At 34.8% G+C, this 12,988-nt stretch carries 15 protein-coding genes; 8 read left to right on the top strand and 7 right to left on the bottom strand.

What is annotated here, in order from left to right; translation table 11 throughout:
• Positions 1 to 6: 6 nt before the first annotated feature.
• Both ACZZ9T_RS04885 and msrB read right to left on the bottom strand, forming a co-directional pair.
• The gene (locus tag ACZZ9T_RS04885; RefSeq protein ID WP_463430250.1) at positions 7 to 765 is read right to left on the bottom strand and encodes a murein L,D-transpeptidase catalytic domain family protein; all 759 of its coding nucleotides are present in this window, start codon (positions 763 to 765) and stop codon (positions 7 to 9) included.
• Positions 766 to 892: 127 nt separating this feature from the next.
• On the bottom strand, positions 893 to 1,378 hold the full coding sequence (gene msrB, locus ACZZ9T_RS04880) for a peptide-methionine (R)-S-oxide reductase MsrB (protein ID WP_463442982.1): 486 nt from the start codon (positions 1,376 to 1,378) through the stop codon (positions 893 to 895).
• A 143-nt stretch (positions 1,379 to 1,521) separates the two neighbouring features.
• On the opposite strand from msrB, the gene ACZZ9T_RS04875 reads away from it, so the two are divergent.
• Positions 1,522 to 2,766, top strand: a complete 1,245-nt coding sequence (locus ACZZ9T_RS04875; RefSeq protein ID WP_463441157.1) for a DUF445 domain-containing protein — start codon at positions 1,522 to 1,524, stop codon at positions 2,764 to 2,766.
• Positions 2,767 to 2,833: 67 nt separating this feature from the next.
• Here the strand turns inward: ACZZ9T_RS04875 and ACZZ9T_RS04870 are convergent, their stop codons facing one another.
• From ACZZ9T_RS04870 to ACZZ9T_RS04860, 3 genes are all read right to left on the bottom strand, one after another.
• A complete protein-coding gene (locus ACZZ9T_RS04870; RefSeq protein WP_463441156.1) occupies positions 2,834 to 3,871 on the bottom strand; it encodes a quinone-dependent dihydroorotate dehydrogenase in 1,038 nt (345 codons plus the stop codon).
• 91 nt (positions 3,872 to 3,962) lie between these two features.
• Positions 3,963 to 4,658 carry a pseudouridine synthase gene (locus ACZZ9T_RS04865; protein WP_463441155.1) on the bottom strand — a complete coding sequence of 232 codons (696 nt, stop codon included), beginning with the start codon at positions 4,656 to 4,658 and terminating at the stop codon, positions 3,963 to 3,965.
• Positions 4,659 to 4,701: 43 nt separating this feature from the next.
• Complete coding sequence (locus tag ACZZ9T_RS04860) at positions 4,702 to 4,896, bottom strand: DUF4177 domain-containing protein (protein WP_463441154.1); 195 nt, start codon at positions 4,894 to 4,896, stop codon at positions 4,702 to 4,704.
• 160 nt (positions 4,897 to 5,056) lie between these two features.
• On the opposite strand from ACZZ9T_RS04860, the gene ACZZ9T_RS04855 reads away from it, so the two are divergent.
• The 4 genes from ACZZ9T_RS04855 (at position 5,057) to ACZZ9T_RS04840 (ending at position 9,444) form a co-directional block, all read left to right on the top strand.
• Entirely contained in the window at positions 5,057 to 6,598 is a 1,542-nt protein-coding gene (locus tag ACZZ9T_RS04855) for a glycine--tRNA ligase (protein WP_463441153.1), read from the top strand.
• 102 nt (positions 6,599 to 6,700) lie between these two features.
• Positions 6,701 to 7,831 (top strand): serine hydrolase domain-containing protein, encoded by a 1,131-nt coding sequence (locus ACZZ9T_RS04850; RefSeq protein WP_463441152.1) that lies wholly within the window; start codon positions 6,701 to 6,703, stop codon positions 7,829 to 7,831.
• 82 nt (positions 7,832 to 7,913) lie between these two features.
• Positions 7,914 to 8,576, top strand: a complete 663-nt coding sequence (locus tag ACZZ9T_RS04845; RefSeq protein WP_463441151.1) for a hypothetical protein — start codon at positions 7,914 to 7,916, stop codon at positions 8,574 to 8,576.
• Positions 8,524 to 9,444 (top strand): hypothetical protein, encoded by a 921-nt coding sequence (locus ACZZ9T_RS04840; RefSeq protein ID WP_463441150.1) that lies wholly within the window; start codon positions 8,524 to 8,526, stop codon positions 9,442 to 9,444. Before ACZZ9T_RS04845 ends, ACZZ9T_RS04840 begins: the two co-directional genes overlap by 53 nt.
• A 25-nt stretch (positions 9,445 to 9,469) precedes the next feature.
• Here ACZZ9T_RS04840 and ACZZ9T_RS04835 read toward each other — a convergent pair whose 3' ends face one another.
• Positions 9,470 to 10,768: a M48 family metalloprotease gene (locus ACZZ9T_RS04835; RefSeq protein WP_463441149.1), complete on the bottom strand. Its 1,299-nt coding sequence runs from the start codon at positions 10,766 to 10,768 to the stop codon at positions 9,470 to 9,472.
• A 94-nt stretch (positions 10,769 to 10,862) separates the two neighbouring features.
• Between ACZZ9T_RS04835 and ACZZ9T_RS04830 the strand changes: the two genes are divergently transcribed.
• Genes ACZZ9T_RS04830 through ACZZ9T_RS04820 form a run of 3 tightly spaced genes read left to right on the top strand, consistent with a single transcriptional unit; the run spans position 10,863 to position 12,614 of the window.
• Complete coding sequence (locus ACZZ9T_RS04830) at positions 10,863 to 11,384, top strand: hypothetical protein (protein ID WP_463441148.1); 522 nt, start codon at positions 10,863 to 10,865, stop codon at positions 11,382 to 11,384.
• A complete protein-coding gene (locus ACZZ9T_RS04825; protein ID WP_463441147.1) occupies positions 11,350 to 11,997 on the top strand; it encodes a serine hydrolase domain-containing protein in 648 nt (215 codons plus the stop codon). The genes ACZZ9T_RS04830 and ACZZ9T_RS04825 overlap by 35 nt, the downstream gene beginning before the upstream one ends.
• 2 nt (positions 11,998 to 11,999) lie before the next feature.
• Positions 12,000 to 12,614 (top strand): YdeI/OmpD-associated family protein, encoded by a 615-nt coding sequence (locus ACZZ9T_RS04820; protein ID WP_463441146.1) that lies wholly within the window; start codon positions 12,000 to 12,002, stop codon positions 12,612 to 12,614.
• A 75-nt stretch (positions 12,615 to 12,689) separates the two neighbouring features.
• Here the strand turns inward: ACZZ9T_RS04820 and ACZZ9T_RS04815 are convergent, their stop codons facing one another.
• Entirely contained in the window at positions 12,690 to 12,890 is a 201-nt protein-coding gene (locus ACZZ9T_RS04815; protein WP_463441145.1) for a DUF4113 domain-containing protein, read from the bottom strand.
• Positions 12,891 to 12,988: the final 98 nt, after the last annotated feature.

The raw sequence follows: 12,988 nt of genomic DNA, 5'->3' as shown, positions 1-12,988 counted from the left end.
TTTAGTTTAAGCTTTCAGCCATTCTGATGATGAAAGATAATTCTCATCAGGATAATAAATAAAAAGACAATTTTTTCCTTTTATTGTATTGATAATGGGCTCAGTCAGATTTCTGGGGAGCGCCGGACAACCCCAGCTTCTGCCGATTCTTTTATGCACCGCTGCAAATTCTTCACTTACATAGTCTGCACCGTGCATTACCACTGCTCTTCTGTATGCGGCATCATTGAAGCCTTTATCCATTCCTAAAAGTTTCAGTGAATATCCATTGTCTCCATTATAAGTTGATTCAGTAATATAGAATCCCATGCTGCTTTGTAACGAACTTTCTGTGTTAGAAAAATTAGTCGCAAATTCTTCACCAGTATTCTTTCCATGAGCAACGAGTGAATTAAAAAGAATTTTTTTCTGTTCCGTATCAATTACCCAAAGTCTTTTTGTATTGGATGATAAAGAAAAATCACAAACTGTAAGTAAATGTGCGTCTTCGCTTAGCTTTCCTGCTTTCTTAAGGTTTTCAAATCCTAATAATGCTTTAGCAAAAACGTCAAATTGTAGTTTATTGGTATTTTCGAATGATAACGACTGGTAAAGTTCTTCCGAAGAACTCACATTGTTTGTTTTTTTTGAAGATTCTGATTCAACTATAGTTTCTATTTTGTTTGTGTTTATCGTATTTCTGTTATTTTTTTCTTTGTTTGGAGAAAGATAAAATGATGTAGAAATCAAATACACAATGCCTAATACGCTATAAAATCCTTTCATTAAATACTATGTTAATTAAAATTGGTCGGACAAAATTATATAAACATAACAAGATAACAGTTAAAAACCGTGAAAGTTTAACTGAATTTAAGAAAGTTTAACGTAGTGATTATCTGATATTAAGCTTTTATTTTTTAGAATCAGGCACAAACTCCAAGCTTACAGAATTCATACAATAACGAGTTCCTGTCGGAGCAGGACCATCATTAAAAACATGACCCAAATGAGAATCGCAACGTTTACAAACCACTTCAATTCTTTCCATGCCATGCGAAGAATCTCTGTTGTAAGCAGTTCCTTCTTTATCCGCTTCAAAAAAACTCGGCCATCCGCAAGTAGATGAAAACTTAGAATCTGAACGGAATAAATGATTGCCACAAACCGCACAATAATATTCTCCTAACTCGTCAAATTCATTGTATTTCCCGGTGAAAGGTCTTTCTGTGGCGGCTTCTCTGGCGATGGCATACAAATCCGGTGAAAGAATTTTTTTCCACTCATCATTAGAAACCTTTAGCTTTGTTCGGTCTGTTCTAGAATAATATGGATTATTTTTTGCTTCTGTATTTTCCATGGAAGTAGATTTTACGGGTTTTTGAGTCTGCGAACACATCTGCAGAAAGGTTAATAATAATATGGGAATTAAAAATTTCATGATTGAATTAAAAACTGAAGATCAAATGCAAATTTTAATCCGAAATGAAGTTTGAATGACTTTTTTTGAATTCCAACTTCAAATTTACTAAATTTGAGACTATGAATGACGAACTAAAAAGAAAACAGCTCAATAAATATAAGGCTTTTGCTACAGGACTTTTTGTTTTAATGGCAGTTATTTTTGTAGTGACTACCATTCTCCAAAAAACTCACGAGTCGCATTGGATTGGCTACGTGCGAGCATTTTCAGAAGCTGCAATGGTTGGTGCTTTGGCAGACTGGTTTGCCGTGACAGCGCTGTTTCGTCATCCGCTGGGAATCCCTATTCCGCATACGAATCTGATTGAAAACAGTAAAGAAAAACTGGGTGATAATCTGGGCAGTTTTGTAGTTTCAAATTTTCTTTCGCCGAAAACAATTCGTCCCTACATTCAGAAAATTAAAATCTCAAATTTTGTCGGTGAATGGCTTACTAAAGAAAGTAACCAGGAAGTTTTGATTAAAAATCTTTCAGACATCGTTTTAGACATTTTGAATAAACTGGATGATTCTGAAGTCACCCGTTTTATCAGCAAAAAAGTGAGCGAAATGACTGATGATATTCAATTAAATAAAATTTTAGGAAACGGAATCATCTATCTTTTAGACAAAAACGATCATCAGAAAATCGTCACCAATCTTTCAAAACAAATCAAAGAATATCTGATAGAAAATGACGCAATGATTCAGGATCGGGTAAAAAAAGGAAGCTATTCTTTTATTCCTTCGTTTGTTGACAATAAAATTGCTGAGAAAATTGCGAGCGGGCTTTCAGATTTCTTCCGAGAAGTTGAGGAAGATACCAATCACGAAATCAGAGACTTAATCACCAAAAAGATTTATGAATTTTCTAATGATTTAAAAGAAGATCCAAAATGGAATGATGAATTTAAAACCATCAAAAATGACTTTCTGAAAAATGACAAACTAGACCAATATTCGAACGACATTTGGCTTTCGATTAAAAAAACATTAAGTACAGAATTGCAGGAAGAAGAATCTTCGTTAAAGAAATACATCACAAAAAATCTGAATGAGTTTTCTCAGAATCTTAAAACCGATGAAAAACTTCAGAACAAAATCGATCACTGGGTGAGAGTTACCGCTTATAAATACATTCTCAAAAACACACATCAAGCAGGAAACCTCATCAGTTCAACGGTTGGAAATTGGGAAGGAAAACAACTCAGTGAAAAAATGGAACTGGAGGTCGGAAAAGATTTGCAGTTCATCCGTGTCAACGGAACTTTGGTAGGTGGTTTGGTGGGATTGATTATTTACACAATTTCCCACTTTTTTCTTTAATCTAAATTGTAAGCATAAAAAAGCAAAGCCTCAACGACTTTGCTTTTCAATATATTTTAATTTAAATCTATCGTGCAATTCTGCTTGCTCTCGTCAAAAGTTCCTGATTAATATCGTTAATCAATTGTGGCCCTTCATAAATAAACCCTGTATACAGCTGAACCAAACTTGCACCGGCATCCAGTTTTTCGATCGCATCTTTTGCCGAATGTATCCCGCCAACTCCGATGATAGGGAAAGCTCTGTTGCTTTTATCTGAAAGATATTTGATCATTTTTGTGCTTCTCTCACGAATGGGTTTTCCGCTCAGACCGCCGTTTCCGATTTCTGCTAAAACTTCCGGTGAAGTTTTCAAACCTTCTCTGTTGACTGATGTGTTTGAAACCACGATTCCGTCAATTTTTGTTTCTGCAATTAGATCTATAATTTCGTCTAATTGCTGATTATTTAAATCCGGAGCTATTTTTAGAAGAATTGGTTTAGGATTGATTTTGGTTTGATTGATTTCTTTTACGGCTGTAATCAGCTCTCTCAGATATTCAACATCTTCCAGTTTTGCATGGCTTCCGACGTTGGGACAGCTTACATTCAAAACAAAATAATCTACATAAGAATGCAGACCTTCGAAACAGTCGAGATAATCCTGTGTATAATTTTCCGGGGTTGTGTTGGTGTTTTTTCCGATGTTTCCGCCGATGATGATTTTGCCTTTGTTGCCCTTTAGTTTTTCAATTGCTGTTTCTAAGCCGTCATTGTTAAAACCCATCCTGTTGATGATTCCGCCATCTTCAATTAACCGGAATAGTCTTTTCTTAGGATTTCCTGCCTGTGCTTTTGGCGTTACGGTTCCTATTTCTACAAATCCGAAACCTAAATCTCCCAATTCGTTGAACAAAACCGCATTTTTATCAAAACCAGCGGCTAAACCAACCGGATTTTTGAATTTCAATCCGAAAACTTCTCTTTCAAGACGTTTGTCTTCAATAGGTTTCGGGAGAAATAATTGGGTAAGAAAACCAAAATTTTTAAGCATTGAAAAAGTAAAGTGATGAACTTCTTCGGGATCAAATTTGAAAAGAATGGGGCGTATGAGCGATTTGTACATTAGAAAAAAGTTTTACAAAAATACCATTTTAAATCGAATGTTTTTTTGGCGAGTGATATTTTATTTAAATGAGATCATTTGTTTTAGGCTATCAACAATATAAACTAAGGTCGAAATTTAAAAGATCTCCTACTTTTTTGAACTCGTCATCGATAGTGGCATTCACTGTAATTCTTTCGTTTGAAACAGGATGTTTGAAGGTCAACTGGTGTGCGTGTAGCGTCATTTTATTGATACCAAATGCTTGGAGCCAAAGTTTATTTTGCTTGTTGCATCCATGTTTTCGGCAGCCTAAAATCGGATGCAAAATATGTTTAAAATGTTTTCTCAGCTGATGAAATCGTCCCGTTTCAGGAATGGCTTCTACCAGACAATATCTGGAAGTCTGATGTTTTAAAAAAGGCAAATCTATTTCTGAGGTCTGGAGACGTTGATAATAAGTGACTGCATTCTGTTTAACTTCATTTTCGTTCACTAAATCATAATCAATTGTGTCTTCTTCATTTGCCCAGCCACGCAGGATAGCGATATACTTCTTTTCAACTTCCCGTGATGCAAATTGCTCGCTCATTATTCTGAGTGTTTCTTTATCTAAAGTAAACAACAAAACGCCCGAAGTTTTTCTGTCTAAACGGTGCACAGGGAAAACTTTCTGCCCAATCTGCTTCTTCAGCTCCTGAATCGCATACGTTTCTGCTTCACCGGAATAAAAAGATTTATGCACCAATAATCCGCTGGGTTTATTGATGGCAATAAGATGCTCGTCTCGGTAAAGGATTTCTAACATGGGACAAAAGTAGGAAAACCTTGTTCATTAAAAAAAATCGTGATTAAAGTTCACGTTTAAAAGTGTAATGAAACAAATACGTTCCCATATGTTCTCTACTTTCGACACTCACCAATTCCCAACCTTCATTACCATATTGGTTGAGTGTTTTATCCATTTCAATCGGATCATATTCTACAGTCCAAAAATTAACTTTAGGCTTTAATACAACAGTCTTGTATTCGAATCTTTTTTTCATAGAAAGTCTTTTATTTTAAATCTACAATTAATATTTGAATCCTGCTTGTTTCATAAAATTCAAAAATCAACATTATCTATCAATAAATTGTCTTTTTTTATTGATTTTCCTGATTTTGGATTCCATTTTCATATTTTTGCAGTTCAGACGTAAAAAAATTATGGCAAAGCAAGAAGATGTTTTCAAGAAAGTGATTTCTCACGCTAAAGAATATGGTTTTATTTTCCCTTCCAGTGAGATCTATGACGGGTTATCCGCTGTTTATGATTATGGACAGAATGGTGCAGAACTGAAAAATAATATCAAACAATACTGGTGGAAAGCGATGGTACAGCTGAACGAAAATATTGTAGGTATTGATTCAGCAATTCTGATGCACCCAACTACTTGGAAAGCTTCTGGCCACGTTGATGCATTCAACGATCCTTTGATTGACAATAAAGATTCTAAAAAACGTTTCAGAGCAGATGTTTTGGTAGAAGATTACTGCGCAAAAATCGAGGATAAAGAAAATAAAGAAATTGAAAAAGCAGCCAAAAGATTTGGCGAGTCTTTTGATAAAGCTCAGTTTGAAGCCACAAATCCTAAAATTTTAGAATACCGTGCAAAAAGAACAGAAATCCTTTCGAGATTAGCAAAATCTTTAGAAAATGAAGATCTGGCTGACGTAAAAGCTTTAATTGAAGAACTGGAAATTGCTGATCCGGACACAGGTTCCAGAAACTGGACGGAAGTAAGACAATTCAACTTAATGTTCGGAACTAAACTGGGTGCTTCTGCAGATTCTGCGATGGACCTTTATCTCAGACCGGAAACTGCACAGGGTATTTTCGTGAATTTCTTAAACGTTCAGAAAACTTCACGTCACAGGCTTCCTTTCGGTATTGCTCAGATTGGTAAAGCGTTCAGAAACGAAATCGTTGCAAGACAGTTTATCTTCAGAATGCGTGAATTTGAACAGATGGAAATGCAGTTTTTCGTGGCTCCGGGAACCGAACTGGAATTTTATGAACAGTGGAAAACAAAACGTCTGAACTGGCATTTGGCTCTTGGTTTAGGAAACGACAATTACAGATTCCATGATCATGAGAAACTGGCGCATTATGCAAATGCAGCAGCAGATATAGAATTTAATTTCCCGTTTGGATTTAAAGAACTGGAAGGTATTCACTCCAGAACAGATTTCGATTTGAAAGCGCATGAGAAATTCTCCGGAAGAAAACTGCAGTTTTTTGATCCTGAAAGAAACGAAAACTATGTTCCTTATGTCGTAGAAACTTCTGTTGGTCTCGACAGATTATTCCTTTCTATATTCTCGCATTGTTTAAAAGACGAGGTTCTGGAAGACGGTTCCGAAAGAACAGTTTTATCTTTACCGCCAGCTTTGGCACCGGTAAAAGCAGCTATTTTACCGTTGATGAAAAAAGACGGTTTAGCAGAATATGCTGAGAATATCTTTAATGATTTAAAATATGATTTCAATTTATTCTACGAAGAAAAAGATGCCATCGGGAAACGTTACAGAAGACAGGACGCCATTGGAACACCTTACTGTATTACGATTGACCACGATTCATTAACCGATCACACGGTAACCATCAGAGACAGAGACACGATGCAGCAGGAAAGAGTTCCGGTTTCTGAGCTGAGACGAATTATTGATGAGAAAACAAATTTCAGAAATTTGCTTTCTAAAATATAAAACTTTTAAATTAAATATTTAAATCCCGACATTTTAAGTTCGGGATTTTTTATTTTTGTTAAATTATCAAAAAAAAAGAAAGCTCAAAATATTCCAACATTCATGAAAAAAGTATTAACAGCAGTTATCGTAGGAACCTCAGCAATAGCTGCTGTAATTTATCTTTCAGGATACGGATATATTTTTAAAGCAATCGGAATTAATTTAAAAAAAGGTCCAGTAACTCCTTCCATCGATGATGAGGAAAAATTCCCTTCTCTCCCCGTTCCGAATCTCCATCCGAAATCATGGGGAAAAGATGCAAATTACAATACCAAAATACTTTCGGAAACTGTCTTAGAAAATTTGGAAAAAACACGCGCTTCATCACTTATCATAATACATGACAGCAAACTTATACATGAACAATATTGGAAAGACCACACCTCATCTTCATTAATGAATTCTTTTTCGATGGCTAAAGGAATTCTTTCAATTTTGGTCGGTTGTGCTATTGACGATGGGTATCTACAATCCGAGGATCAGCTTATCTCTTCCATATTTCCACAATATAAAAACAGCCGTTATGGGAAATCCCTGACACTTCGCCATCTTATGACAATGCAGGCTGGGCTGGATTGGGAAGAAGAATATCATCATCCTTTTGCACCCAATTCTAAACAATATTTTATTGATGATCTTGCAGAGCAGGCTTTTAATGTAGATGTAAAAGAAATGCCCGGAGAAAAATATGAATACCAAAGTGTTGCACCACAGCTTCTAGGTCTTGCTCTGAGAAAAGCAATTGGCAAACAGCTCTCAGTCTATCTTTCAGAAAAGCTCTGGAAGCCTCTAAATATGGAATTTCCTGCCAAATGGAGTATCGATGAAAAAGGAATGGAAAAAACTTTCTGTTGTATTCATGCAACTCCAAGAGATTTTGCGAAAATCGGGCAGCTTATCATACAGAATGGCAATTGGGAAGGAAAACAACTTATCAGTAAAGAATACTTCGAAAAACTGCTCACTCCTACAAAAGCCAACGATGCATTTTGTTTCACAATTTGGGCAGATAACGAGAATAAGATTAAGCATAAATTTTTCTATGGGTTTTTAGGTCAATTTATTATTATGATTCCAGAAAAGAAAATGGTAATTGTGAAAACAGGTTTCTATAACCGACTTGAGGTTGATAAAAAACTAAGACCCCTTCAGGTAAAACTTCTGGTTGATGAGCTTAGCCAAATGATATAATTTATTTTCAACAAAACAAAAGCTTTTCGTTTTTACTTAAGAATAATTCAAGTATTTTTCTATTTTTGTTAAAATTTCATTAATGAAGAAAATCTACTTGTTACTTTTGGGGTTGACCCAAACTTTCGCCTATTCGCAAACTCAGGATTTAGCTTCTTTAGCTTCCGGACAAAACATCGGGATGAATGCGCTTTTTGACACTAAAGATAATTTATATGGTTATGTGTCTATGTATTCTTACGGAAAAACGGATAAAAAAACTCAGAAATTTGAATATGTGATTTTGGATAAAAACCTCAACCCTGTTGCCAATAAGGAATTTGAAGCAGGACTTTTGGTTTCCAACTATTTCGGATATGTAGATTTTAAAGGTCAAATTATTTTACGCCCTTCCGATTTCAATTATCTGCAGGCTTTTTCCAAAGATGCTGCTTTGCCTGTGTCGATGGTGATTAATCCTAAAACAAATACGGTTGCGCCAAAAATATATTACGATTATCTGGAAAACGGAACTTTTGTAGAAATTAATCAGCCAAAGAGTTTTAAAGAAGAAAGAAAAGAAAACCGAGCAGAGAAAAAAGACAAAGGCTACAATTATGTTTCTTCAGTCGGAGAAATTAAAGAAGGAGGTTTCATTGCTGTAGAATACAATGACTATGGAAGATACGTCAACAAAAACAGTCTGATAAAATTTGACGAAAACAAAAAAGAAAATCTGGAGATACAAATACAATACGAATGGTGATAAAAAAGTTTTTTCTGATCTAACCATTTTAGACAAAGACGAAAAAAGTCTTTACGGTATCCTGAAAAACGTCAATGACGACAATAAGACATTCAATCTTTTGGTTATAGATATGAAAACCGGAAAAGAAATTTCTAATAAACCTGTCACCGGACTTTCTCCCGAAACTATAGACTATATAGATGATTTATATTCCAGTGGCAGGAGAATGGCGAATGACAAAGTTTTTGACGACCGAGTTGTACTTCTCGGAAGAAATTATGTCTCAGAGAAAGACAGAGGTTTTGCGAGATTTATGCTTGATAAAAAGAACTATAATATTGATCTTAAAGAATTAAACTATAAACCGGATCTTTCTAACCACATTCCGAAACTGAGTGCAGACGGAGGCGTAGAAAACGGTTATTTTCTTCAGACCAAAGATGTTTTTTTCCTGAGTGACGGAAGCGTAGGAATTTTGTCGGAAAAATTTAAACCCGAAGGAAATTACAGTGCTCCGAAGACTACCGATTTAGTATATATCAATACCGATAAAGATTTTAAAGTAAAAGATGTGCAGATTTTTGAAAAAGAAAAAACAAGATGGTCAAATAACGATTATCTGTTTTCGCAATATCTGAATGACAGTAAAGATGTTGTTTTCTTCTATCGTGACTACCAAAAAGATCAGGTAACAAAAGAAAAAAAATGGAATCTCTTTATTAATACGGTGATCAACGGAAAATTTAAGCAGGAAATTATTCCTATTTCTGAGAAAGACAATTATATTGTAACACCGTATGTTGCAAAAGAAGGATATATTTTACTTCGGGAGCTTAATGAGAAAGAGAAGTTCAATCAGGTTCGTCTTGAACGATTGAATTATTAATAATAAAAAGAATCCTGATCTACGATCAGGATTCTTTCGTTTGATAGTAATCTGCAATATTTTTTATTTCATCGAGACTCAGATTCCACATAAAATTCAGAAACTGCTGGTAGCTTTCACTTTGATTCTTAGGATCCACACGATCTAAATATCGATTTAAGTTATAATTTTTCCGGGCTTCGTAGATTTTACCGAAACATTTTCCCAGCCAGCTTTTATAATACTTCTCTTCTTCCCCATCCTGTAAAAACTGGAGGGTTGCATAAATCCCTACTCCATAATCTTCTGAGTGATAAAGATTCGGCAACGTTTCCATTCTTGCGATTTTCTCAAGAACTGCATAAGATTCTGATGCTTTTTCGTCCGGAGCTTCAGTTTTCAATTCGGAAAACAGCTTCTTGAGATGATTGATTCTCATCGTAACTTCAGGATGTGTTTTCAGAGAATCTTTATTCAGCTTTTCGTTAAAATTATTGTAGTTGTACAAAGAAAAATCTTCTTTTTTCAGCCATTTATCCTGAAATTCCTGTTTCGGAAGATTAAAGAATTTCCTGTACGTTTCCACATTCAATTGACGCGGAGAGATGGTATCAAAATCTTCCAGTCTTTTCAGCGTATTAATGAATTCTGTTTTTTTAAAATCACTGTTTTTAAAAACTACATATCCTAAAGAATCTGCCTGCATTTCCTGCTTTCTGTTTTCGGCACCTTTTTGATAAATTCTGTTTTTCAGAACATCGAAAGCCCTTTGATTGCGGTTTATTTTTGTCGATTTAATGTTTTGCACCACCATTTTATCCATCTGATCTTCGCCAATTAATTTGAGGAAAGTCTGCAGGGTATGTCCTGTAATTTTATGTCCTAATTCATGCGAAATAACAGACGCGAGCTGATCATCATTATTTAACCAATTAAAGAGCCCCATGTTGATCACAAAAGTTCCGTCAGCAAAGCAGTAAGCATTCGGTGTATTGTTTTTAGCAATAAGGATTTTTAAATTTTGCGGAATCTGAGGATTGTTTTTTCTTAAGCGCTCAAGCAGATTTTTTACCTTTGCATCAAATACAGAATTGAAAATGAAGTCTTTATTTTTCACCTGTTTTTCAAAATCTTTGCTTAATTCTTTATAGATTTTAGACAATTCGTTTCCTGCTTTTCCGGAATATTTTGTTTTTAAATCTTTAATTAAAAATTCATTGTTGGCAGAGTAATTTTTGACAAACTCTTTTCTTTGAACATAATCTGTGGTATCAAGCGGTTTATACGCTTGCCCAAAAAAAAATGCCGAAAAGGACAACAATAGAAAAGATAAATATTTTGTCATTATAACCATCAATAATCACAAAAATAATTCATTTAGTGATACATTTATTACTTTCTTTTCAAAATTATTTTAAATTTGTTAAAGATCGTTCATTATGACAATTGTAATATATTTTATCGCGTTGATCATTGCTTTGGTTGCTTTGATTTATCTTTTGGGATATGCCTATCTTTTTAGCGGAATTTCTAAAACGTATCTCCGTGGAAAATCCAGCGCCAATATTGATGACGGAAAATTTTTCAGAAGTAATCTTATAGCTACAGCTACACCCAAACCCTGGGAAGAAGACCCTGAATTGAATAAAAAAGAACTTCCAAAACATATTTCTGACGATCTTTTTCATTCTAATACTGCATCATTTTTAGTAATCAAAAATGGGAAGCTTTTACATGAGCAATACTGGAACGGTTACACATCACTTTCTAAAACCAACTCTTTTTCAATGGCAAAAGCAATTACAGTCATGCTGTACGGGAAAGCTCTGGAAGAAGGAAAGATTAAAAATATCGACCAGAATTTTTCTGAATTTTATGATGAGTTTAAAACCAAACCTTTCGGTAAAGATCTAAATTTACATCATCTTGCAAAAATGGAATCATGGTCTGGATTGGGATGAAAACTACAAAAACCCTTTTCTTCCCAATGCTCGGGCTTACTATGGAAGAAGTCTGATGAAAGCTACATTTGCAAGAAAATTTAAAGAAAAACCTGGTGAAAGATTTGAATATCAAAGTGGCTCAACTCAGCTTTTAGGATTTGCTGTAAAAAAAGCAGTCAATCAATCTCTATCAAGTTACCTATCAGAAAAATTCTGGATTCCGTTGGGAATGGAAAAAAATGCCGACTGGAGCGTGGACGAAAGCGGAATGGAAAAAACCTATTGCTGTATTCATTCCAATTCCAGAGATTTTGCAAAACTCGGACAGCTGTTTTTAGATGACGGAAAAGTGGGTAATGCACAGATCCTAAATTTAGATTTCATTGAAAAAATGAGAACTCCCACAGAAAAATCAAATCAAATCTACGGCATGGGATTGTGGATTAACCATGACAATCCTATTAAACATTATTACTTCCTTGGTCTTCAAGGTCAGTATATCATCATGATTCCGGAGCACAAAATGGTGATCGTGAGAACCGGAAGCTATAACAATTTACCTAAAACAGACCGCGGAAGACCAGATCAGGTGAAATTTCTTGTGAATGAAACCGTAAAATTATTTGCTTAAAAATGGAAAAGTACAGCCCAAAAGTTGATGAATACATAGAACAATCTCAGGATTTTGCGAAGCCAATTTTAATCTATATCCGAGAAATTCTTCATGAGTTTTGTCCCGATGCAGAAGAAGCTATCAAATGGAAATTTCCGACTTTTATGTACAAGGGAAAAATTCTCTGCTCGATGGTGTCATTTAAACACTATTGCAGTATGGGATTTTGGCTGCATGATGCAATGCAGACATTAAAAAACCTTGAAACAGAGGTAGAAAGAACCAATATGTTCAGTTTGGGCAAGATTACCAAATTGGAAGATCTGCCGTCAAAACCTCAGCTTAAAAAAATTATTCTGGAAGCAATGGAACTCACCGAAATGGGTGTTAAGCTTAAAAAAACAGCACCATCAAAGGTGGAAATTGCAATTCCTGAATATTTTAAAAATGTTTTAAATCAAAACAAAAAAGCGTTAGAATTTTTTGAAAAAGCTTCTGTCTCATTCAGAAAAGAATATATCCATTGGATCACAGAAGCTAAAACAGAAACTACCCGAAACAAGAGAATGGAACAGGCTCTGGAATGGATTTCAGAAGGCAAAGGAAGAAATTGGAAGTATGAAAAGAAGAAATAATTTTGCGGAAAGTTGGATGATGGAAGCCTGATGTTTACAAGTTTGAAAACAAATCTCCTCTTTTAAACTAAATTCTTAGTGGAATCTGAAATTCGCCTCGGGAAGTGTATTGTTTTTTAGAAAAGCTTCGTATTCGGGAGACATCTGAGTGTGTCCCCAAGTATTTTTACCACTCATGCTTCCGAGTCGCACCTTATCTTTGCCATATTTTTTATTCATCGCATCCATCACTCTCATCACCGGTAAATGTTGGTTTTGGGTGTCTTCTTCAAACAAACTTAAAAAAAATCAATACACCATATACGGCAACCCAAACAAATAACCAACAGATCCCACTTATTGTTATCAATACTATATTATGATATTATAACGGT

This window comes from Chryseobacterium sp. AC417 (assembly GCF_979258215.1).
This window is presented reverse-complemented; position numbering and strand designations above follow the sequence as displayed.

Coding starts and splice junctions, on each gene's coding strand:
- ACZZ9T_RS04885 (WP_463430250.1), bottom strand. CDS start 765: ATGAAAGGATTTTATAGCGTATTAGGCATTGTGTATTTGATTTCTACA.
- msrB (WP_463442982.1), bottom strand. CDS start 1,378: ATGTGTTCGCAGACTCAAAAACCCGTAAAATCTACTTCCATGGAAAAT.
- ACZZ9T_RS04875 (WP_463441157.1), top strand. CDS start 1,522: ATGAATGACGAACTAAAAAGAAAACAGCTCAATAAATATAAGGCTTTT.
- ACZZ9T_RS04870 (WP_463441156.1), bottom strand. CDS start 3,871: ATGTACAAATCGCTCATACGCCCCATTCTTTTCAAATTTGATCCCGAA.
- ACZZ9T_RS04865 (WP_463441155.1), bottom strand. CDS start 4,658: ATGTTAGAAATCCTTTACCGAGACGAGCATCTTATTGCCATCAATAAA.
- ACZZ9T_RS04860 (WP_463441154.1), bottom strand. CDS start 4,896: ATGAAAAAAAGATTCGAATACAAGACTGTTGTATTAAAGCCTAAAGTT.
- ACZZ9T_RS04855 (WP_463441153.1), top strand. CDS start 5,057: ATGGCAAAGCAAGAAGATGTTTTCAAGAAAGTGATTTCTCACGCTAAA.
- ACZZ9T_RS04850 (WP_463441152.1), top strand. CDS start 6,701: ATGAAAAAAGTATTAACAGCAGTTATCGTAGGAACCTCAGCAATAGCT.
- ACZZ9T_RS04845 (WP_463441151.1), top strand. CDS start 7,914: ATGAAGAAAATCTACTTGTTACTTTTGGGGTTGACCCAAACTTTCGCC.
- ACZZ9T_RS04835 (WP_463441149.1), bottom strand. CDS start 10,768: ATGACAAAATATTTATCTTTTCTATTGTTGTCCTTTTCGGCATTTTTT.
- ACZZ9T_RS04830 (WP_463441148.1), top strand. CDS start 10,863: ATGACAATTGTAATATATTTTATCGCGTTGATCATTGCTTTGGTTGCT.
- ACZZ9T_RS04820 (WP_463441146.1), top strand. CDS start 12,000: ATGGAAAAGTACAGCCCAAAAGTTGATGAATACATAGAACAATCTCAG.